Genomic DNA, 20801 nt, shown 5'->3' on the forward strand with positions numbered 1-20801 from the left:
ATTTTGCATTTGCATCGATTATTCATCGTTGAGCCATGTATTACACTCCCTGTCTCGTTTAAATTCACCGGAGAATCACCATGATCAAGTCGCGCGCCGCCGTTGCCTTCGAGGCCAAGAAGCCCCTCGAAATCGTTGAAGTCGATGTCGCCATGCCCAAGGCCGGTGAAGTATTGCTGCGCGTGGTGGCCTCCGGTGTTTGCCATACCGATGCCTACACGTTGTCCGGCGCAGATCCGGAAGGCATCTTCCCGTCGATTCTCGGTCATGAAGGTGGCGCGATTGTCGAGGCCATTGGCGAGGGCGTGACCTCCGTTGCGGTGGGCGATCATGTGATCCCGCTGTACACCCCGGAATGCCGTCAGTGCAAATTCTGCCTTTCGGGTAAAACCAACCTCTGCCAGGCGATTCGCGCGACCCAGGGCAAAGGCTTGATGCCCGACGGTACTTCGCGTTTTTCCTACAAGGGCGAAACGATTTTCCACTACATGGGTACTTCCACCTTCTCCGAGTACACCGTGCTTCCGGAGATTTCCGTGGCGAAAATCGCCAAGGAAGCGCCACTGGAAAAGGTCTGCCTGCTGGGTTGCGGTGTCACCACCGGCATCGGCGCGGTACTCAACACCGCCAAGGTGAAGCCGGGTGACACCGTGGCCATTTTCGGCCTCGGCGGCATCGGTCTGTCGGCTGTCATTGGCGCTGTCAAAGCCAAGGCTGCCCGCATCATCGCCATCGACATCAACCCGGCGAAATTCGAAATCGCCAAACAGTTGGGCGCAACCGACTGCGTGAACCCGAAAGACTTCGATCGTCCGATCCAGGAAGTTATCGTCGACATGACCGATGGCGGCGTGGATTTTTCCTTCGAGTGCATCGGCAACGTGCAACTGATGCGCGCGGCGCTGGAGTGCTGCCACAAGGGCTGGGGCGAGTCGGTCATCATCGGCGTTGCCGGTGCCGGTCAGGAAATCTCGACCCGTCCGTTCCAGTTGGTCACCGGCCGCGTCTGGCGGGGTTCGGCGTTCGGCGGCGTGCGTGGCCGTACCGAGTTGCCGAGCTATGTGGAGATGGCCGAGACCGGTGAGATTCCGCTGGATACCTTCATCACCCACACCATGGGCCTGGAAGATATCAACAAGGCGTTTGACCTGATGCATGAAGGAAAAAGCATCCGCTCCGTCATCCATTTCTGAGGTCCGCCATGAGCCTGGAAAACATCTCCTGCCAGAAAAGCTTCGGCGGCTGGCACAAACGCTATCGCCATCGCTCGGAAGTGCTCGGCTGCGACATGGTGTTCGCCGTGTACCTGCCTCCTCAAGCGGAGCAGGGTGGCAAGCTGCCGGTGTTGTACTGGTTGTCCGGCCTGACCTGCACCGACGAGAACTTCATGCAAAAGGCTGGTGCCATGCGCATGGCCGCCGAGTTGGGGCTGATCATCGTCGCACCGGACACCAGCCCTCGCGGTCCTGATGTGCCGGGCGATCCGGATGGCGCCTGGGACTTCGGCCTCGGCGCCGGATTTTACCTGAATGCCACCCAGGAGCCTTGGTCGCGCCACTATCGGATGCATGACTATGTCGTGCAGGAATTGCCGACATTGGTCGAAGCCCATTTCCCGGCGTCGGACAAGCGCGGTATCAGTGGCCATTCCATGGGCGGCCATGGTGCGCTGGTCTGCGCATTGCGCAATCCGGGGCGCTATCTGTCGGTGTCGGCGTTCTCGCCGATCAACAATCCGATGGATTGCCCGTGGGGGCAGAAAGCCTTCTCCCGCTATCTGGGAGAGGACCGTTCGAAATGGCGCGAATGGGATGCCTGCGCGTTGATTGCCGAGGCCGATGAAAAGCTGCCGCTGTTGGTCGACCAGGGTGATCGCGACGATTTCCTCGCCAACCAGCTCAAGCCTGAAGCCTTGCAGCAGGCGGCCAAACTGGCCGGTCACCCGCTGACGTTGCGCCTGCAACCGGGCTATGACCACAGCTATTTCTTCATCGCCAGTTTCATCGATGAGCACTTACGGCATCACGCGCATGCTCTAGGTGCCTAATGCAGGTAGAATCACGCCCTGACAAAAATCGGGGCGTTTTTTTATGCGTATTGGCCACGGCTATGATGTGCACCGTTTCGCTGAAGGCGATTTCATCACTCTGGGCGGCGTGCGCATTGCACACAGCTTCGGGCTGCTCGCTCACTCTGACGGTGACGTCCTCTTGCACGCCTTGAGCGATGCCTTGCTCGGCGCCGCGGCGCTGGGCGACATCGGCAAGCATTTCCCGGATACCGACCCGCAGTTCAAGGGCGCCGACAGCCGTGCGCTGCTGCGTCACGTCGTTGCACTGGTCCATGCCAAAGGCTGGAAAGTCGGCAACGTCGATAACACCATCGTCGCCCAGGCGCCGAAAATGTCCCCGCATATCGAATCGATGCGCGCGCTGATTGCCGCGGATCTTCAAGTAGAGTTGGATCAAGTGAACGTGAAAGCTACCACCACCGAAAAGCTCGGCTTTGTCGGTCGCGAAGAAGGTATTGCCGTGCATTCCGTTGCCTTGTTGCTGCGCGCATGAACGAACTGCAACTGCTCGGCCCGCGGGCCTATGGTGAGCCCCTCGGTACAGCGGTACTGAAAGCCATTGCGGAAGATTTCCAGGTCGACGAAGTCCTCGACATTCCCCTCAGTGGCGAAGGCGAACACCTGTGGATCTGGGTGGAAAAGCGTGGTTTGAACACAGAAGAAGCGGCGCGGCGGATTGCCAAGGCTGCCGGCGTGCCTTTGCGCACCGTCAGTTATGCCGGGCTCAAGGACCGTCAGGCGTTGACTCGCCAGTGGTTCAGCGTGCAATTGCCGGGCAAGGCCGACCCTGATCTGTCGGCCGCGCAAAACGATACGCTGAAGATCCTCAAGACCGCCCGCCACAAACGCAAATTGCAACGCGGTGCCCACTCGGCCAACGGTTTTACGTTGCGCCTGACGCAATTCGCCGGCGACAAGGCTGCGCTTGAAGAGCGTCTGCAACTGATTGCCAAACAAGGCATCCCCAATTATTTCGGCGCCCAGCGTTTCGGCCATGACGGCGGCAACGTCGTCGATGCTCGCGCCTGGGCCGCGCGCAAGGCCTTGCCGGAGCAGCGCAACGTGCGCTCGCGTCTGCTCTCCACGGCGCGCAGTTTTCTGTTCAATCAGGTGCTGGCCGCGCGTGTCGCCGATGGCACCTGGCAGCGTGCCCAGGTGGGCGATCTGCTGGCGTTCACCGACAGCCGCAGCTTTTTTCCGGCAGGCGAAGCCGAGTGCAGCGACCCGCGCCTGGCGATTCTCGATCTGCACCCGACCGGTCCGCAGTGGGGCGAAGGTGACTCGCCGGCCACGGGCGTTGTCCATGAACTGGAGCAGGCCATCGCCGCACGCGAAGCGGATTTGCGTGACTGGTTGATCAACGCCGGTATGAGCCACGAACGTCGCATCCTGCGGCTGCCCATTGGCGGGCTGACGTGGCATTATCCCGAGCCTGACATTCTGCAACTGGAATTCATCCTGCCGGCCGGATGCTTCGCCACCGTATTGGTGCGTGAGCTTGTTGATCTGGTGCCGGTGGGGCAGACGGACAGCCCATGCGTATTCTGATTTCTAACGACGATGGGGTAACCGCACCCGGTCTCGCCGCGCTTTATGCTGCGCTGGCGGATTACACCGAATGCGTGGTTATCGCCCCGGACCAGGACAAAAGCGGCGCCAGCAGTTCGCTGACGCTCGACCGTCCGTTGCACCCGCAAACCCTGGCCAACGGCTTTATCAGCCTCAACGGCACGCCCACCGATTGTGTGCACCTGGGCCTCAACGGCCTGCTGGAGCGCGAAGCGGACATGGTGGTTTCAGGGATCAACCTGGGCGCGAACCTGGGGGACGATGTCCTGTATTCCGGCACGGTGGCGGCGGCCCTCGAGGGGCGTTTCCTGAAACACCCCTCGTTTGCCTTTTCGCTGGTCTCACGCCAGGTAGATAACCTTCCCACAGCTGCCTATTTCGCGCGCAAACTGGTTGAAGCCCATGCTGACCTGGATCTGCCACCGCGTACGGTACTGAACGTGAACATTCCCAATTTGCCGCTGGACCGCATCCGCGGTATCCAGCTGACCCGCCTGGGCCATCGCGCCCGGGCCGCGGCACCGATGAAAGTGGTGGATCCGCGGGGCAAGTCCGGTTACTGGATCGCTGCGGCCGGGGATGCCGAAGACGGTGGCCCGGGTACCGATTTCCATGCAGTGATGCAGGGTTATGTTTCGATCACGCCGCTGCAACTGGATCGCACCTTCAATGATGCCTTCAGAAGTCTGGACGGCTGGCTGGAGGGGCTGCGCTGATGGGTCGCGAACAAGACGATATGCTGCGTCGCGGCATCGGCATGACCTCCCAGCGAACCCGGGAGCGGCTGATCCAGCGCCTGTACGAAGAAGGTATCTCCAACGCCAGGGTGCTGGAGGTCATTCGCCGGACCCCGCGCCACCTGTTCGTCGACGAAGCGCTGGCGCACCGTGCCTATGAAGACACGGCGCTGCCGATTGGTAACAACCAGACCATCTCCCAGCCTTATATGGTGGCGCGCATGAGCGAGCTGCTGCTGGAGGCCGGTCCCCTCGACAAGGTGCTGGAGATCGGCACCGGGTCGGGTTATCAGACGGCGGTGCTGTCGCAACTGGTCGAGCGTGTGTTCTCGGTCGAGCGCATCAAGGTTCTGCAGGATCGGGCAAAGGAACGTCTGGTCGAGCTGAACCTGCGCAACGTGGTGTTCCGCTGGGGCGACGGCTGGGAAGGCTGGCCGGCACTGGCGCCGTACAACGGGATTATCGTCACCGCAGTGGCCACCGATGTGCCCCAGGCTCTGCTTGATCAGTTGGCACCGGGAGGCCGGATGGTGATCCCTGTCGGGGCCGGCGAAGTCCAGCAATTGATGCTGATCATCCGCGAGGAACAAGGTTTTTCCAGGCATGTTCTGGGGGCGGTGCGCTTCGTGCCATTGCTCAATGGGCCACTGGCCTGAGCATTTGTTTCGACACGCTGAATTCTCTTCGATTGCCTTTGTCTTACAGCGGCATCGTTTGGTTGAACGGGATTCATCGTCAGGCAGCAAACGTGTGCGCGACACCGATTCGCCACATTAAAGGTAAAGCGTGCACGGCTCGTTATACTTGCGACAGTTCATTGCCGGACTCCGGTATTTCACATTTTCAGCCACCACAGAGGGAGCGGCGGGTGAGTCTCACAGTCATTGCGCAGCGTATGAGTAAAACGAGCTTTCAGCGCCTGGTGACTGGCCTTGTCTTGAGCACCTTGCTGGTCGGTTGTTCCAGCAACAAATCCAGCGATGTTCGTGTCCTGGACCGCAACAATGCCGCGGCCCAGCGTCCAGCCGTAACCACCGGACAATACGTCGTTCGGCCCAAGGACACCCTGTTCTCCATCGCCTTCCGTTACGGCTGGGACTACAAGGCCCTGGCTGCGCGTAACAACATTGCTGCGCCTTACACCATCCGTCCAGGTCAGACGATTCGCTTTGATGGTCGTACCGATTCAACGTCGACGGCGGTGGTCAGCTCGTCCAGTTCAACACCTTCGTCGTCGAGTAAAACCACGGTCATCCGTCGTCCGGTAAACGGTGCGACCACCAGCACAACGACGGTTTTACCGTCCGTCGCCAATAAGCCAGCACCCGCTCCGTTGCCCCCTCCCGGGCCAGCCCCGACGGGCTGGGGATGGCCATCTAATGGCATTCTGATCGGGAAATTCTCTTCAAACGGTAGTTTGAATAAAGGAATTGATATCGCCGGAGATTTGGGACAGCCTGTTTTAGCTGCGTCTGATGGGACGGTGGTGTACGCCGGGAGTGGCTTAAGGGGCTACGGCGAATTAGTGATCATCAAACACAGCGAAACTTACGTCAGTGCCTACGGACATAACCGCAGGCTGTTGGTTCGGGAGGGGCAGCAGGTCAAAGTCGGACAGACAATTGCCGAAATGGGGTCAACGGGTACAGACCGGGTGAAACTGCATTTTGAAATTCGCCGCCAGGGTAAACCTGTAGATCCGCTGCAATTCCTGCCACGTCGTTGATCGCTTACCAGCCTGTTCCGTCGCGTAGAGGGGACAGGCTCCAGCGTTGCCAGGGATGAAGGCGCCGCTTGAGCTTGAGGTCGAACTCACCAAAGGACTATAACAATGGCTCTCAGTAAAGAAGTGCCGGAGTTTGACATCGACGATGAGGTTCTCCTGATGGAGAGCAGCATCGATACGGATTCGATGTCGAATGATGAAGGGGCGGCTCCACCTTCCGTTCGTGCCAAATCCAAACACTCCGCATCGTTGAAACAACACAAGTACATTGACTACACGCGGGCACTTGATGCCACGCAGCTGTATCTCAATGAAATTGGTTTCTCCCCCCTGCTGTCACCCGAAGAAGAAGTTCATTTTGCGCGCCTGTCGCAAAGTGGCGATCCTGCCGGGCGTAAACGCATGATTGAAAGTAACCTGCGGCTGGTGGTGAAAATCGCCCGGCGTTACGTCAATCGTGGGCTGTCGCTGCTGGACCTGATCGAAGAGGGCAACCTCGGCTTGATCCGGGCGGTGGAGAAGTTCGATCCGGAACGCGGTTTCCGCTTCTCGACCTATGCGACCTGGTGGATTCGCCAGACCATCGAACGCGCAATCATGAATCAGACCCGGACCATCCGGCTACCGATCCATGTGGTCAAAGAGCTGAATGTGTACCTGCGGGCTGCGCGGGAGCTGACGCAAAAACTCGACCATGAACCCTCTCCCGAAGAAATCGCCAACCTGCTGGAAAAACCGGTGGGAGAGGTCAAGCGTATGCTCGGCCTTAACGAACGGGTTTCTTCGGTCGACGTCTCGCTGGGTCCGGATTCGGATAAAACCCTACTGGATACCCTGACTGACGACCGTCCAACCGATCCATGTGAACTGTTGCAGGACGACGACCTGTCCCAGAGCATCGATCAATGGCTCTCGGAACTGACCGACAAGCAACGCGAAGTGGTTGTACGCCGCTTCGGCCTGCGCGGCCATGAAAGCAGCACCCTTGAAGACGTAGGCCTGGAAATCGGCCTGACCCGGGAACGGGTCAGACAGATTCAGGTGGAAGGCTTGAAGCGGCTGCGCGAGATCCTGGAAAAAAATGGTCTGTCGAGCGAGTCGCTGTTTCAATAACGCGCTCACTGCGATGGCATGAAAAACCCCGACTGGCTCGGGGTTTTTTATTACCTGGCCAGGAGGCCGAATCCCCTCGGGATTTTGGTTTCCTGCTGTAAGCCTTGGCTTACTCTTGCGTAAGTGTTCGTTATTTTTACACTCTGGCAGTCGTCCATGTTGAACGCTGACCGTTTCTATCTTTTTGATTTATATAAATATTTTCTATTATTAATGACGTGTGACAGTTGGATTTTGCGCCAAAGGGCGATTGATCCAGGCGGGGAAAGGTCTAGTATTCAGGTTGTGTCGACGGACAGACACGTCCTTCATGGATGAGGGAAATGGATATCGCAGGACGCGATTCATCAGGACGATGAAAAGGAACACAGGGAATAGGGAAAAAATGTGGGCGGGTCAAACCGCCCCTTTTTTTGCCTGCAGAAAAGCAAAAAGGCCCTTGTGGGGCCTTTTTCGCGAACGCGGGGGTAATCAGCGTTCGAGGTCTGCGATCTTGCCTTTCTTGCCATCCCACTCTTCAGCGTCGGGCATCGAATCTTTCTTCTCGGTGATGTTTGGCCAGATATCGGCCAACTCAGCGTTCAGCTCGATGAAGTTTTCCATGCCGGCCGGAACCTCATCCTCGGAGAAGATAGCCACGGCAGGGCATTCAGGTTCGCACAGCGCGCAATCGATGCACTCATCCGGGTGAATCACCAGGAAATTCGGGCCTTCGTAAAAGCAGTCCACCGGACAGACTTCTACGCAGTCGGTGTACTTGCACTTGATGCAGTTGTCGGTGACGACGAAGGTCATTTCTAATTTTCTCCTCAGGCGCGGCTTGCTGCGCCCCTTCTCGTAGGGGTCGCCAGGTTCGGGAGCGATAGTCTGCTGGCCAGGCTATTAGCCAGCAGCATCCCAAACCGCGCGAGATTCTAACAGCTTGCAAGCCGCTGCGTTAGATCCGTGTCTTTAGTGTATAGAGCATTTCGAGAGCACGACGTGGCGTCATGTCGTCCAGATCGAGCTTGGCCAGGTCATCCAGCACCGGGTGCGGCAGGCTGGCAAACAGGTCGCTTTGCAGCGGTGCGGCCGGTTTGCCTTTGGCCGGTGCCGGTGTTTCATGGGGCAGGGCGGTGTCTTCCAGGCGGCTCAAATGCTCGCGAGCACGGGTGATGACCTCGCTCGGTACGCCTGCCAGCTGCGCAACGGCCAGGCCATAACTCTGGCTGGCCGGCCCGGGCAGCACGTGGTGCAGGAACACGATGCGCTCGTTGTGCTCGGTGGCATTGAGGTGCACGTTGGCCACCAGCGGCTGGGCTTCCGGCAGGACGGTCAGTTCAAAGTAGTGGGTGGCGAACAGCGTGTAGGCACGCAGATGCGCCAGGCGCTCGGCCGCCGCCCATGCCAGGGACAGACCGTCGAAGGTGCTGGTGCCGCGTCCGACTTCGTCCATCAGCACCAGGCTGCGCTCGGTGGCGTTGTGCAGGATGTTCGCGGTTTCGCTCATTTCCACCATGAAGGTCGAGCGCCCGCCGGCCAGGTCATCACTGGAGCCGATCCGGGTGAAGATGCGGTCGACCAGCGACAATTCGCAACTGGCTGCCGGCACGAAGCTGCCGATGTGTGCCAGGAGCACGATCAAGGCGGTCTGACGCATGTAGGTGGATTTACCGCCCATGTTCGGACCGGTGATCACCAGCATGCGGGTGTTGTCGTCCAGGCTCAGGTCGTTGGCCACGAACGGTGTGGTCAGCACTTGTTCGACCACCGGGTGGCGACCCTGGGTGATGCGCATGCACGGTTCACTGACGAAGCGCGGGCAGTTCAGGTCGAGGTTCAGCGCGCGTTCGGCCAGGTTGCTCAAGACGTCCAGCTCGGCCAGAGCACCGGCGGTGTCCTGCAGCGGTGGCAGCTGGCTGATCAGGTCTTCGAGCAGCGCTTCGTACAGCATCTTCTCGCGGGCCAGAGCGCGGCTCTTGGCTGACAGTGCCTTGTCTTCGAACGCCTTGAGTTCCGGCGTAATAAAACGCTCGGCGCCTTTGAGCGTCTGGCGGCGAATGTAGTCGGCCGGTGCCGATTCCGCCTGCTTGCTTGGCAGCTCGATGAAATAACCGTGGATGCGGTTGTAACCGACCTTCAGGTGCGACAGGCCGGTGCGGGCCTTTTCCCGTGCCTCGAGGTCGATCAGGAATTGCCCGGCGTTTTCGCTGAGTGACTGCAGATCGTCGAGTTCGCTGTCGTAGCCGGTTTTCAGCACGCCGCCGTCACGAATGACTGCGGGCGGATTGTCGATGATGGCTTTTTCCAGAAGGGCCGCCAGTTCCGGGTAGGTGCTGGTGATGGTGGCGAGTTGCTGGAGGTGCGGGGCTTCGAGCTCCGTCATTGCCACTTGCAGTTCGGGCAGTGCGCCGAGGGCGTCACGCAAACGGGCGAGGTCGCGGGGGCGGGCATTGCGCAGGCCGATCCGCGCAAGAATCCGTTCGATGTCACCGATTTCCTTGAGCTGCGGTTGCAGCCTTTCGAAGCGGTAACCGTCGAGCAGGCAAGTGATCGAGGTCTGACGCGCCAACAGCACCGTCAAATCGCGTAATGGGCGATTCAGCCAGCGGGTCAGCAGGCGGCTGCCCATGGCGGTCTGGCAGCGGTCCACCACCGATTGCAGGGTGTTGTCGCGGCCGCCGGCCAGGTTGGTGTCGAGCTCCAGGTTACGACGGCTGGCGCCATCGAGCACCACGGTGTCGTCCAGGCGCTCATGACGCAGGCTGCGCAAATGAGGCAGGGCGGTGCGCTGGGTTTCTTTGGCGTAGGCCAGCAGGCAACCGGCGGCGCCGATGGCCAGGGTCAGGTTTTCGCAGCCAAAGCCTTTGAGATCCTGGGTCGAGAATTGCTGGCACAGGCTTTTGAGCGCCGAATCGCGCTCGAAATCCCACGGCGCACGACGACGCACACCACGGCGTTTTTCCGCCGGCAAGTCCTTGGGCCAGTCATCCGGAATCAGCAGTTCTACCGGGTTGACCCGCTCCAGTTCCGCCAGCAGGTTTTCCCAACCCTTGATTTCCAGCACGCTGAAGTTGCCGCTGGTGATGTCCAGCACCGCCAGGCCGAACAGGCGCTCATCGCCCAGGACGGCGGCGATCAGGTTGTCCCGACGCTCGTCGAGCAGCGCCTCGTCACTCACCGTCCCCGGCGTGATGATGCGCACCACCTGCCGCTCCACCGGCCCTTTGCTGGTGGCCGGGTCGCCGACCTGCTCGCAGATCACCACCGATTCGCCAAGCTTCACCAGCTTTGCCAGGTAACCCTCGGCGGCGTGGTATGGAATCCCGCACATCGGAATCGCCTGGCCAGCCGATTGCCCTCGGGCCGTCAGGGTGATGTCCAGCAACTTGGCGGCCTTCTTCGCGTCTTCGTAGAAGATCTCGTAGAAGTCGCCCATGCGGTAGAACATCAGCTGGTCCGGGTGCTGGTTTTTCAGGCGCCAGTACTGCTGCATCATCGGGGTGTGGGAGGACAGGTCGGAGACGGCTTTATTCATCGGATTGTCAGGAAGCTCGTTGAAAGAGATGGGGCAAAAGCGGGGCAACGGCCGGGCTTTTCCGCGATGGGCGCAAGGTTACCATGGGCGGTCTACCCGACGCAGGCATCACGGCCGGGTGACTCCTTTGCCATTTAAAATCTGGATATGCATGGGTTATGCAAATCGGCATTGTCTTCTTCGGGAAGAGCAAGCACTATGCGCATTATGCAAAAACGCAACGTATCTACCGTATTAAGAGCATTGCTCGATCAGCACGGGATCTCCCCCACGGAGCTTCACCGTCGCACCGGCGTGCCTCAATCCACGCTCTCGCGCATTCTCAGCGGGAAAATCGTCGATCCTTCGGATAGGCACATTTCGAAAATTGCCGACTATTTTTCCGTGAGCACCGACCAGTTGCGAGGTCGCGCGGACGTCGCGTCTGCCGCTAATGCCGGGCGCGCTCCTGTGCATTCGGAACTCAAGGATATAAGTCTGTGGGACGACGATACCCCTGTCGATGACGACGAGGTGTCGGTCCCCTTTCTTCGCGAGGTTGAATTGGCCGCGGGATCAGGAAGATTCGTCATCGAGGAGAGCGAGCGCTCTAGCCTGCGCTTCGGCAAACGAAGCCTGCGCCATAACGGCGTGCAGTTCGACCAGGCCAAATGCGTGACAGTGCGGGGCAACAGCATGTTGCCGGTACTGCGCGATGGCGCCACGGTCGGGGTCAATGCCGGCAAGTGCGGCATTGGCGATATCGTTGACGGCGACCTTTATGCAATCAATCACAACGGCCAATTGCGGGTGAAACAGCTGTATCGCCTGCCGACCGGGATTCGCTTGCGCAGCTTCAATCGCGACGAGCATCCGGACGAAGATTACACCTTTCAGGAAATCCAGGAGGAGTCGATTGTTATCCTCGGTCATGTCTTCTGGTGGGGTATGTACGCCCGCTAACACCCCTGCGTTCAGATAAAACCCGCACTTCCCGAGCGGGTTTTTTTCGTGTGCTGAAAACATTGGATCATCTTTTTGATGCGTTAATGCATTGACTGAATATGCATCAATGCATAATCTGTTTGCCTATCTATTCAAGAATACGGAATGACCGTTCACTCAAGGAGTCATGAAATGACCGCTGAGCAATATGCGTTGCTGGACATGCCTCTTTGGCTGGTCATCAGCCTGCCAGTACTCGGTGGCGTTACCGGTGAAATGTGGCGCGCCGATAAAGAGGGCGTTCGTGGCTGGCCCCTTATCCGGCGCCTGAGCCTGCGGTCTGGCTCCAGCATGATCTGCGGCGCCTCGGTCATCATGCTGCTGCACGCCGCCAATGTTTCCATTTGGGCAGCTTGTGCGGGTGGTTGTTTAACGGCGATGGCCGGGACAGACGTCGTTTTAGGGCTGTATGAGCGTTGGGCGGCCAAGCGCATGGGTATCGGTCATGCTCCGTCCGGTGACGTGGAAGATTGATTCCCCGACAGGCCTTTTCCAGAGCCTCTGATTCCTTACATTTTGATCGGTCCTGTAGCTTGCAAGTGCGGTCTGCTCGTGTACGGTTAACCTCATCCCGCCCGATCAGGAGATGACCGTGAACGAAATCACCCAACTCGCCGCCGAACTCGGCAGACGCCTGCAGGTTCTCAATGCCCACGTCACCACGGCGGAGTCCTGCACCGGCGGAGGCATCGCCGAGGCAATCACCCGTATCCCCGGGAGTTCGGCCTGGTTCGAGGCCGGTTATGTCACCTACTCCAACCGGCAGAAAACCCTGCAACTGGATGTCCCGGTGGAGTTGTTCACCACCGTGGGCGCGGTCAGCCGCGAGGTGGTCGAGGCCATGGTCCGGGGGGCGCAGAAGAAAAACAGCGCGTATTTCTCCGTGGCGGTCAGTGGCATCGCCGGGCCGGATGGTGGAACGGCGAACAAGCCGGTTGGCACGGTCTGGCTGGCCTGGGGCGTTGGAGATCAGGTGTTCTGCGAGCGGCAGCACTTCCCGGGTAATCGCGACGACGTCCGCCGACAAACGGTGAAGGCCGCGCTAGAGGGGCTGCTGCGGTATGCCGCGGCAGAAATCTCAAATCAGGGGTAGGCGATCCGGAAACGCTGTGGAATAATACTGGCTACTTATACAGGTGTTGGCCGTCAGGCCTTATTGATTACGTGAGGACTTTAATGGACGACAACAAGAAGAAAGCCTTGGCTGCGGCCCTGGGTCAGATCGAACGTCAATTCGGCAAGGGTGCCGTAATGCGTATGGGCGATCAGGACCGTCAGGCGATCCCGGCCATCTCCACTGGCTCTCTGGGTCTGGACATCGCTCTCGGCATCGGCGGTCTGCCAAAAGGCCGTATTGTTGAAATCTACGGTCCTGAATCTTCCGGTAAAACCACGTTGACCTTGTCCGTGATCGCCCAGGCTCAAAAAGCCGGCGCGACCTGCGCATTCGTCGACGCCGAACACGCCCTCGACCCTGAGTACGCCGGCAAGCTGGGCGTCAACGTCGACGACCTGCTGGTTTCCCAGCCGGACACCGGCGAGCAGGCCCTGGAAATCACCGACATGCTGGTGCGCTCCAACGCGGTTGACGTGATCATCGTCGACTCCGTGGCCGCCCTGGTGCCAAAGGCTGAAATCGAAGGCGAAATGGGTGACATGCACGTGGGCCTGCAAGCCCGTCTGATGTCCCAGGCGCTGCGTAAAATCACCGGTAACATCAAGAACGCCAACTGCCTGGTGATCTTCATCAACCAGATCCGCATGAAAATCGGCGTGATGTTCGGTAGCCCGGAAACCACCACCGGTGGTAACGCACTGAAGTTCTACGCATCGGTTCGTCTGGACATCCGTCGTACCGGCGCGGTGAAAGATGGTGATGAAGTCGTCGGTAGCGAAACCCGCGTCAAGGTTGTGAAGAACAAGGTAGCTTCGCCGTTCCGCCAGGCTGAGTTCCAGATTCTTTACGGCAAGGGCATCTACCTCAACGGTGAGATGATCGACTTGGGTGTTCTGCACGGTTTCGTTGAGAAGTCCGGTGCCTGGTATGCCTATGAAGGCACCAAGATCGGTCAGGGCAAGGCCAACTCGGCCAAGTTCCTGGCAGACAACCCGGAAGTCGCGACAAAGCTGGAGAAGCAACTGCGTGACAAGCTGCTGTCCCCTTCGTCGGTAGCAGACGCCAAAGCTTCTGCGGTCAAAGAGACCGAAGACGACCTGGCTGATGCTGATATCTGATCGAAGCGATGACCGCCGTACTCGATACACTCGTCGCGGTGCGGCGAACCGCAATGGACCTGCTCGCCCGACGCGAGCACGGTCGTGTCGAGCTGACGCGTAAGCTGCGTCAGCGCGGCGCCATTCCTGAAATGATCGAAACAGCACTCGACCGATTGACGGAAGAGGGGTTGTTGTCCGAAACCCGTTATCTCGAAAGTTTCGTTTCCTACCGCGCCCGTTCCGGTTATGGCCCTTTACGCATTCGTGAAGAGTTGGGCCAGCGTGGCCTGCAGCGCACCGATATTGAACTCGCCCTGCGTGAGAGCGGTATCGACTGGCAGGAGCAACTGGCTGATACCTGGCGGCGCAAGTTCTCCGGGCAATTGCCGGCAGACGCCCGGGACCGAGCCAAACAAGGCAGGTTCCTGGCGTATCGGGGATACTCCATGGAAATGATCAACCGCCTGTTCAGCGGTCGAGGGATGGACGATTGAACTGAAACGGCCCGCTATTTCGATAGCGGGCCGTTTTTTTATGCCTCACGAAACCTTTGACGGCTCCCGGGTGCGTTGTTGTACCTGGGGTTTTGATTGTGCCCAGTTTTCCGGCAGGTTGATGTAGTCCACAAGCTCGCGCAGGCGGCCATGATTGCGGGCGTTGAAGTTGAAGACCAGCCGCGCCAGATGGCTGAATTCGGCTTCGTTGTGTTCCTCGGTGTTGTAGGTGTGCTGATGGAAATGATCACTCAGGCACAGGTCGGCGAAAGCCTCCTGCATGTGTTCGAGTGCGTGGTCGCTGAGTGTGTGATTCATGCGCATCAGGAACTGATGCTTGAGCCAGCGACTGGAGTGGAAGTTGCTGTAGAACTGGTTGATGTGCTCTACCGCTTCTTCGACGTTGTAGACCAGTTTCACCAGCTTCATGTCAGTGGGCAGGATGTAGTGGTTTTCTTCCAGTTGCTGGTGAATGAAGTCCAGTGCGCCTTGCCAGAATTTGCCACCCGGCGCGTCGAGCAGCACCACGGGCACCAATGGACTCTTGCCGGTCTGGATCAACGTCAGCACTTCCAGCGCCTCATCCAGCGTACCGAAGCCACCCGGGCACAGCACCAGGGCGTCGGCTTCCTTGACGAAGAACAGCTTGCGGGTGAAGAAAAAGTGGAAGGGCAGCAGGTTGGTCGTGCCGTCGACAGTAGGGTTGGCATGCTGTTCGAAGGGCAGGGTGATGTTGAAACCCAGGCTGTGTGTCAGGCCGGCGCCCTCATGGGCGGCGGCCATGATGCCGCCACCGGCACCGGTAATGACCATCATGTCCGAGCGCGTCAGAGCGGCGCCGAGTTCCCGGGCCATGCTGTAGAGCGGATGTTCCATGGGGGTACGGGCCGAGCCGAAAACAGTGACCTTGCGCCGCCCCTTGAATTGTTCGAGTACGCGGAAAGCCTGTTCCAGTTCGCGCAGGGCCTGCAGGGTGATTTTGGCATTCCAGCGGTTGTGGTCTTCCTGGGCCATGCGCAGCACGGTCAGGATCATGTCGCGGTAGATCGGGGTGTTCGGGCTGTTGGGTGAAATCAGCTTGAGCTGTTCTTCGACCTTGCTGATGAGGTCATGGCCGCTTTCTTCAAAATGACGGCTCAGGAGGTCATTCGGTTGGTAAGGCATTCAACTTCTCCTTCTGCACAGAACCCTCGGCCCGACAACGTACGTCGGTGCCACGACACTTCATGTGTCGCTGTCTGCCCAGGCCCATGCCTGGGCGATCTACTTGACCCGAAAGGTATCGGATCATCCAAACAGGCTCTGTTTTCCCTTGGATGAAAGAAACGTTCGCACAACACGACAAGCGACGGCCAGCCCCTTTCCAGCCTGAAAGAGTGAACGTGGATACCCTGAAATCTAGACCTTCACAGTGATTTGCGCTGTCTTGATCATTGCGCCACAAAGTCTTTCCTGGCAACCGCTTATTGACGATTTGCAAGGTGCTTTCACCGCTCGTCTGAACGTACGTCGCATGTGCGGCACTCTGATTTACTAAGTTACAGGTGTCACACGACAGCTTTGCGTCAACGGCAGGGCGCACGGTACAAGCGGTTCAAGGATTTATCGCTCAAACATGAGTGAAGTGCAGGGAGGCGGGAAACCATGACCAGAGTCGTTCTGGAGATCGATACGCAACTGTATCGATTGCTGAAGGCATCAGCCGAGACCCATCAGTTAAGTCTCGAAGAGGAGTGCTGCCGACGTTTGCGCGGTGGCGAACGTCGTTCGCATTACTTGCAGGCGCTGCTGGCGGAATTGCGCGCCGAAGATGAACAACGACGCGCCAATACCCGGTGATTACTTTTTCTTCTTCGCCGGTTGCAGGCAATCCGATTCCTGGAAGCTCGCGGAGCCGACCGGGCGGTTGGTCTTCACCTCGGTGAAGTCGTAACGCATGATCGCGCCCTTGGCCATCAGCTTGCGAAACCCTTCGTTCCTGCAGACAGAAGCTCCCAACTGGAAGTACACGGCTTTCGGGTCTGCACGCATCTTGTCGGCGTGGCTGCTCTGCACGCTCAGATGGTTGATCAGCTGTTTGCCTTCAACGGTGTAGCCTTGATCGAGTATGTCTTCGTTGATCGCTCGTGGAGTACCGACGCTGCTCTGGGTGGCGACGTTTTGCAGCATTTTGCTCAGTTCCGTGTCTTTCAAGGACGCAGCCTGAGCGTTGAAGGACGACGCCAGCAAAATGGCCGCGGTAGGAACGATAAGGCGCAGCATGAAACTCTCCTGGTTCAGTGATGGGGGTTGGACCCGTCACGTGACTGTGCGTTCAGTGGCGGCGAATTATAGGGGAGGTGGGCTGGACGGTACAGGCTTGCGCCGGGCGCTCTGGTAAACTGCTGGCACTTTTTACCCTGTCGAGTGTTTTTCGTGTCGATTTCCCTTCTCTGTGGGCATTGCCCGCCATGAGTCATACCCCAGCGCGCTTTGCTTTGAACGCCGTAGCCCGCTTGCGCGATCAGCGCGAGGAGGAGGGCATCAAGCCGATTCAGGCCCGCGGCTGGCGCGCGCCGCGCTGCCGTGACTGCCGGGTGATCGAGAGCCATTGCCTGTGCGCATGGCGTCCGCAGGTCGCTACCCGCTCCGGCGTGTGCCTGATCATGACCAACAAGGAAGTGTTCAAACCGAGCAACACCGGTTGGCTGATCGCCGACGTGGTGCCTGACAACCATGCCTTCATCTGGTCCCGTACCGAGATCGATCCGATGTTGCTGGCGCTGTTGTCCGACCCGCAATGGCAGCCTTACCTGGTGTTTCCGGGTGAGTACGTCGAGCCCGAGCGCGTGACAAACAGCGTGGACGTCGATGGCACGAAGCGCCCGTTGTTCATTCTGTTGGATGCGACCTGGACCGAAGCACGAAAGATCTTTCGCAAGAGCCCCTATTTCGACCGACTGCCGATCCTCAGCCTGCTGCCAGAGAAACTCTCCCGCTACCGGTTGCGCCGCTCGACCCGCAGCGAGCATCTGTGTACGGCGGAAGTGGCGGCGCTGTGCCTCGACCTTGCAGGCGATGTCGCCGCAGCATCGGCGCTGGATGCCTACTTTGATGTGTTCAGCCAGCATTACCTCGACGCCAAACACCAGTTGGACATGAACGTTTCGACCCCGGCGCACGCCGAGTTGATGCCCTATGTCCGGTCGGTCGTCCCATTGATGGACTGATTGTCGCGCATACTGCAATAAAGTGTACCGGCCATGCTGCTTGACCACCCCGGTTTCGCTGGGCATGCTTGGCGCCGATTAGGGTGCGGCCGTAGTTTTCAACGCCGTTTTTTACGTTGAGCGTGCCTTGTCAATGCAGCTCCGTGGCTGTGTCTTGACTTGCTTTGGCAAGGTCCGAATGCATCGGGCGTCCCATGAAAAACAGGATCATTTGAAAAATGGCCACATACGAAATCCTGATTGCCGATGACCACCCACTTTTTCGTAGTGCCTTGCATCAAGCGCTGACTCTGGGCCTTGGCCCGGATGTCCGCCTGGTGGAAGTGGCGAGCATCGCCGAACTGGAAGTGCGCCTGACGGAAAAGTCCGATTGGGATCTGGTACTGCTGGACCTGAACATGCCAGGGGCCTACGGTTTTTCCGGGCTGGTCCTGCTGCGCGGGCAGTACCCGCAGATTCCGGTGGTCATGGTCTCGGCCCAGGAAGAACCGACCATCATGGTCAAGTCTCGTGAGTTCGGCGCCAGTGGCTTCATTCCCAAATCCAGCGACTTGAGTGTGATTCAGAAGGCCGTGAGTGCGGTTCTCGATGGCGACGTGTTCTGGCCGCCGCAGGCGTTCGAAGCGGTCAGCGTCTCGGATGAGGCCAAGGCGGCCAGCGAAGGCCTTGCCAGTCTGACGCCGCAGCAATTTCGGGTGCTGACCATGGTCTGCGAAGGCTTGCTGAACAAGCAGATCGCCTACGAGCTCAGCGTTTCCGAGGCAACTATCAAGGCGCACGTGACCGCGATTTTCCGTAAACTGAATGTGCGGACCCGGACCCAGGCCGCGCTGCTCCTGCAACAACTTGAGTCAATTTCCAGCCATTGAAGGCTGGCAAATTCACGCTTTTTTGACTTTGGTTGAACTAGCTTTCCCACTTCTTTTTTGCCAGTTGCCCACTCTATGTCACCTTTCAAAGGCCAGACCGGCCTGAAACGTATTCTCAATGCTTCCGGTTATTCGCTGGACGGTCTGCGCGCAGCCTTCACCGGTGAAGCCGCCTTTCGGCAATTGGTATTGCTCAACGTCATCCTGATTCCTTTGTCGTTCTTCCTGAATGTCAGCCGGGTCGAACGGGCGTTGTTGATCGCGGTATGCCTGTTGGCGTTGATTGTCGAGTTGCTCAACTCGGCCGTGGAAGCGGCCATCGACCGCATTTCCCTTGAGCGGCACCCGCTGTCCAAGAATGCCAAGGACATGGGCAGTGCCGCCCAGGCCGTGGCATTGAGCATGATTGCCCTGGTGTGGGCGGTGATTCTGCTCTAGGCGATCGTCGGCAGCACGATCTCGTCGCTGCGCTGGACCCCGGCGGTGAAGGCGCGGCACAGATCGAGGAACTCGCGCATCGCCGAGGTCTGATATTTCTGTTTATGCCAGATGAAATAGAACTGTCGCGCCAGATCCAGATCCGGCGTTTCGACAGGCACCAGGCTGCCGCGGCGGAATGCGTCGCGCAAAGCCAGCCTGGAAATACAGCCAATCCCCAAACCTGATTCCACCGCGCGTTTGATCGCTTCGGTGTGTTCAAGCTCTAGCCGGATGTTTAACGAAGTGCGGTGATGGCGCATGGCTTGATCGAAGGTCAACCGGGTGCCTGAGCCCTGTTCGCGCAAGATCCAGGCTTCGTGGCTCAACTCGTCCATGGTGGCCGTGCCGCGCTTGGCCAACGGATGCTGAGGGGCACAAAACACCACCAGTTCGTCCTCGACCCAGCTTTGCACTTCGATGTCCGGGTGGCTGCAGTCGCCTTCGATTAGACCCAGATCAATTTCATAGTGGGCCACTTGCTGCACGATATTGGCCGTGTTCTGCACATGCAGCTTCACTTGGCTTTCCGGGTGGCGCTGCATGAAGCTGCCGATCAACAACGTGGCCAGGTAATTGCCGATGGTCAGGGTCGCGCCCACGGCCAGCGAGCCGAAACCGGACTTTCCATTGAGCAGGTCCTCGATTTCCTTGGCCTGGTCCAGCAGGGCGACCGCTTGCGGCAACAGTTGTTTACCGAGGGCGTTCAGGCTCAACCGTTTGCCGGCACGGTCGAACAACTGGCAGCTGCACTGGCGCTCCAGTTCGGTGATCGAGGTGCTCGCCGCCGATTGCGAGAGGTTGAGCAGGCCCGCAGCACGGGATACGCTTTCCTGCTGGGCGACGGCGACGAAGACTTGTAGTTGACGAAGAGTAAATCGCATATCGATATAACCGATAACCCTTATCTTAATAATCCAGTTAACAGATATTGTCGTCGCTATTAGAATGCGATGCAATTGCGCGCCGCAGCGCTTGTCCTAATGAGCTAGCGCAGACCTAATCTCCAGGAGTCCCACGTACATGAGCAACATGAACCACGAGCGTGTCCTCAGTGTTCACCACTGGAACGACACTCTGTTCAGCTTCAAGTGCACCCGTGATCCGGGCCTGCGCTTCGAGAACGGTCAGTTCGTGATGATCGGCCTGCAACAGCCCAACGGCCGCCCGCTTATGCGCGCTTACTCGATTGCCAGCCCGAACTGGGAAGAGCATCTCGAGTTCTTCAGCATCAAGGTGCCTGATGGTCCGCTGACTTCGCAGTTGCAGCATCTGAAGGAAGGCGACGAGATCATCATCAGCAAGAAGCCTACCGGCACGCTGGTACTGGATGACCTGAAGCCTGGCAAACATTTGTACCTGCTCAGCACCGGTACCGGCCTGGCGCCGTTCATGAGCGTCATCCAGGACCCGGAAACCTACGAGCGTTTCGAAAAAGTGATCCTGTGCCACGGCGTGCGTTACGTCAACGAAGTCGCTTACCGCGAGTTCATCACCGAGCACCTGCCGCAGAACGAATTCTTCGGCGACTCGCTGCGTGACAAGCTGATCTACTACCCGACCGTGACCCGTGAGCCGTTCGAGAACGAAGGTCGCCTGACCGACCTGATGCGCAGCGGCAAGCTGTTCAGCGACATCGGTCTGCCACCGATCAACCCGCAGGACGACCGCGCCATGCTGTGCGGCAGTCCGAGCATGCTCGACGAGACCAGCGAAGTGCTGAACAGCTTCGGCCTGAAGGTTTCGCCGCGGATGCGCGAACCAGGTGATTACCTGATCGAGCGTGCGTTCGTCGAGAAGTAAGCAGCCGCTCAACGG

The 20801-nt window shown here is 58.8% G+C and carries 23 protein-coding genes; 18 read left to right on the forward strand and 5 right to left on the reverse strand.

The window, feature by feature from the left end; translation table 11 throughout:
* The first annotated feature begins 80 nt into the window (after nt 1–80).
* The 8 genes from AC3IT9_RS05900 to rpoS all read left to right on the forward strand — a co-directional run bounded on the left by AC3IT9_RS05900 (nt 81) and on the right by rpoS (nt 7216).
* Nucleotides 81–1193, forward strand: a complete 1113-nt coding sequence (locus tag AC3IT9_RS05900; RefSeq protein ID WP_015093777.1) for an S-(hydroxymethyl)glutathione dehydrogenase/class III alcohol dehydrogenase — start codon at nt 81–83, stop codon at nt 1191–1193.
* Between the two features lie 8 nt (nt 1194–1201).
* Nucleotides 1202–2047, forward strand: coding sequence for an S-formylglutathione hydrolase (fghA, locus tag AC3IT9_RS05905; RefSeq protein ID WP_150727672.1), 846 nt, complete (start codon nt 1202–1204; stop codon nt 2045–2047).
* Nucleotides 2048–2090: 43 nt separating this feature from the next.
* Nucleotides 2091–2564: a 2-C-methyl-D-erythritol 2,4-cyclodiphosphate synthase gene (gene ispF / locus AC3IT9_RS05910; RefSeq protein WP_150727671.1), complete on the forward strand. Its 474-nt coding sequence runs from the start codon at nt 2091–2093 to the stop codon at nt 2562–2564.
* A complete protein-coding gene (gene truD, locus AC3IT9_RS05915) occupies nt 2561–3619 on the forward strand; it encodes a tRNA pseudouridine(13) synthase TruD (RefSeq protein ID WP_150727670.1) in 1059 nt (352 codons plus the stop codon). The genes ispF and truD overlap by 4 nt, the downstream gene beginning before the upstream one ends.
* Nucleotides 3607–4356, forward strand: coding sequence for a 5'/3'-nucleotidase SurE (surE, locus tag AC3IT9_RS05920; RefSeq protein WP_150727669.1), 750 nt, complete (start codon nt 3607–3609; stop codon nt 4354–4356). Before truD ends, surE begins: the two co-directional genes overlap by 13 nt.
* A gap of 41 nt (nt 4357–4397) precedes the next feature.
* On the forward strand, nt 4398–5033 hold the full coding sequence (locus tag AC3IT9_RS05925) for a protein-L-isoaspartate(D-aspartate) O-methyltransferase (protein WP_172435346.1): 636 nt from the start codon (nt 4398–4400) through the stop codon (nt 5031–5033).
* 212 nt (nt 5034–5245) lie between these two features.
* Nucleotides 5246–6103: a peptidoglycan DD-metalloendopeptidase family protein gene (locus AC3IT9_RS05930; RefSeq protein ID WP_150727668.1), complete on the forward strand. Its 858-nt coding sequence runs from the start codon at nt 5246–5248 to the stop codon at nt 6101–6103.
* Between the two features lie 105 nt (nt 6104–6208).
* Nucleotides 6209–7216 carry an RNA polymerase sigma factor RpoS gene (gene rpoS, locus AC3IT9_RS05935; protein WP_007990225.1) on the forward strand — a complete coding sequence of 336 codons (1008 nt, stop codon included), beginning with the start codon at nt 6209–6211 and terminating at the stop codon, nt 7214–7216.
* A 471-nt stretch (nt 7217–7687) separates the two neighbouring features.
* Here the strand turns inward: rpoS and fdxA are convergent, their stop codons facing one another.
* Together fdxA and mutS are read right to left on the reverse strand one after the other, a co-directional pair.
* Nucleotides 7688–8011 carry a ferredoxin FdxA gene (gene fdxA, locus AC3IT9_RS05940; protein ID WP_150727667.1) on the reverse strand — a complete coding sequence of 108 codons (324 nt, stop codon included), beginning with the start codon at nt 8009–8011 and terminating at the stop codon, nt 7688–7690.
* A gap of 142 nt (nt 8012–8153) precedes the next feature.
* The gene (mutS, locus tag AC3IT9_RS05945) at nt 8154–10733 is read right to left on the reverse strand and encodes a DNA mismatch repair protein MutS (RefSeq protein WP_353742220.1); all 2580 of its coding nucleotides are present in this window, start codon (nt 10731–10733) and stop codon (nt 8154–8156) included.
* A 207-nt stretch (nt 10734–10940) separates the two neighbouring features.
* On the opposite strand from mutS, the gene AC3IT9_RS05950 reads away from it, so the two are divergent.
* The 5 genes from AC3IT9_RS05950 (at nt 10941) to recX (ending at nt 14428) form a co-directional block, all read left to right on the forward strand.
* Nucleotides 10941–11675 (forward strand): XRE family transcriptional regulator, encoded by a 735-nt coding sequence (locus AC3IT9_RS05950; RefSeq protein WP_489273483.1) that lies wholly within the window; start codon nt 10941–10943, stop codon nt 11673–11675.
* Between the two features lie 174 nt (nt 11676–11849).
* On the forward strand, nt 11850–12191 hold the full coding sequence (locus AC3IT9_RS05955; protein ID WP_150727665.1) for a phage holin family protein: 342 nt from the start codon (nt 11850–11852) through the stop codon (nt 12189–12191).
* A gap of 118 nt (nt 12192–12309) precedes the next feature.
* A complete protein-coding gene (locus tag AC3IT9_RS05960) occupies nt 12310–12810 on the forward strand; it encodes a CinA family protein (protein ID WP_056722269.1) in 501 nt (166 codons plus the stop codon).
* An 83-nt stretch (nt 12811–12893) separates the two neighbouring features.
* Nucleotides 12894–13952, forward strand: coding sequence for a recombinase RecA (gene recA / locus AC3IT9_RS05965; RefSeq protein ID WP_150754188.1), 1059 nt, complete (start codon nt 12894–12896; stop codon nt 13950–13952).
* Nucleotides 13953–13960: 8 nt separating this feature from the next.
* Nucleotides 13961–14428 carry a recombination regulator RecX gene (gene recX, locus AC3IT9_RS05970; protein ID WP_489272385.1) on the forward strand — a complete coding sequence of 156 codons (468 nt, stop codon included), beginning with the start codon at nt 13961–13963 and terminating at the stop codon, nt 14426–14428.
* 45 nt (nt 14429–14473) lie between these two features.
* On the opposite strand, the gene AC3IT9_RS05975 is transcribed toward recX, so the two are convergent.
* A complete protein-coding gene (locus tag AC3IT9_RS05975; RefSeq protein ID WP_489272386.1) occupies nt 14474–15592 on the reverse strand; it encodes an LOG family protein in 1119 nt (372 codons plus the stop codon).
* A 480-nt stretch (nt 15593–16072) separates the two neighbouring features.
* Between AC3IT9_RS05975 and AC3IT9_RS05980 the strand changes: the two genes are divergently transcribed.
* On the forward strand, nt 16073–16267 hold the full coding sequence (locus AC3IT9_RS05980; RefSeq protein ID WP_150754186.1) for a hypothetical protein: 195 nt from the start codon (nt 16073–16075) through the stop codon (nt 16265–16267).
* On the opposite strand, the gene AC3IT9_RS05985 is transcribed toward AC3IT9_RS05980, so the two are convergent.
* Nucleotides 16268–16690 carry a quorum-sensing-regulated virulence factor family protein gene (locus AC3IT9_RS05985; protein ID WP_150727660.1) on the reverse strand — a complete coding sequence of 141 codons (423 nt, stop codon included), beginning with the start codon at nt 16688–16690 and terminating at the stop codon, nt 16268–16270.
* Between the two features lie 188 nt (nt 16691–16878).
* Between AC3IT9_RS05985 and AC3IT9_RS05990 the strand changes: the two genes are divergently transcribed.
* From AC3IT9_RS05990 to AC3IT9_RS06000, 3 genes are all read left to right on the forward strand, one after another.
* The gene (locus AC3IT9_RS05990) at nt 16879–17637 is read left to right on the forward strand and encodes a tRNA-uridine aminocarboxypropyltransferase (RefSeq protein ID WP_150754185.1); all 759 of its coding nucleotides are present in this window, start codon (nt 16879–16881) and stop codon (nt 17635–17637) included.
* A 218-nt stretch (nt 17638–17855) separates the two neighbouring features.
* Nucleotides 17856–18506, forward strand: a complete 651-nt coding sequence (gene erdR / locus AC3IT9_RS05995; protein ID WP_150727658.1) for a response regulator transcription factor ErdR — start codon at nt 17856–17858, stop codon at nt 18504–18506.
* Between the two features lie 75 nt (nt 18507–18581).
* Entirely contained in the window at nt 18582–18944 is a 363-nt protein-coding gene (locus AC3IT9_RS06000) for a diacylglycerol kinase (RefSeq protein WP_150754183.1), read from the forward strand.
* Here the strand turns inward: AC3IT9_RS06000 and AC3IT9_RS06005 are convergent.
* The gene (locus AC3IT9_RS06005) at nt 18941–19867 is read right to left on the reverse strand and encodes a LysR family transcriptional regulator (protein WP_046041182.1); all 927 of its coding nucleotides are present in this window, start codon (nt 19865–19867) and stop codon (nt 18941–18943) included. The two genes, AC3IT9_RS06000 and AC3IT9_RS06005, sit on opposite strands and share 4 nt — an antisense overlap.
* A 139-nt stretch (nt 19868–20006) precedes the next feature.
* Between AC3IT9_RS06005 and fpr the strand changes: the two genes are divergently transcribed.
* Nucleotides 20007–20786, forward strand: coding sequence for a ferredoxin-NADP reductase (gene fpr, locus AC3IT9_RS06010; RefSeq protein ID WP_150727656.1), 780 nt, complete (start codon nt 20007–20009; stop codon nt 20784–20786).
* The last annotated feature ends 15 nt before the right edge of the window (nt 20787–20801 follow it).

It is taken from the genome of Pseudomonas sp. KH_046_1, from assembly GCF_057839025.1.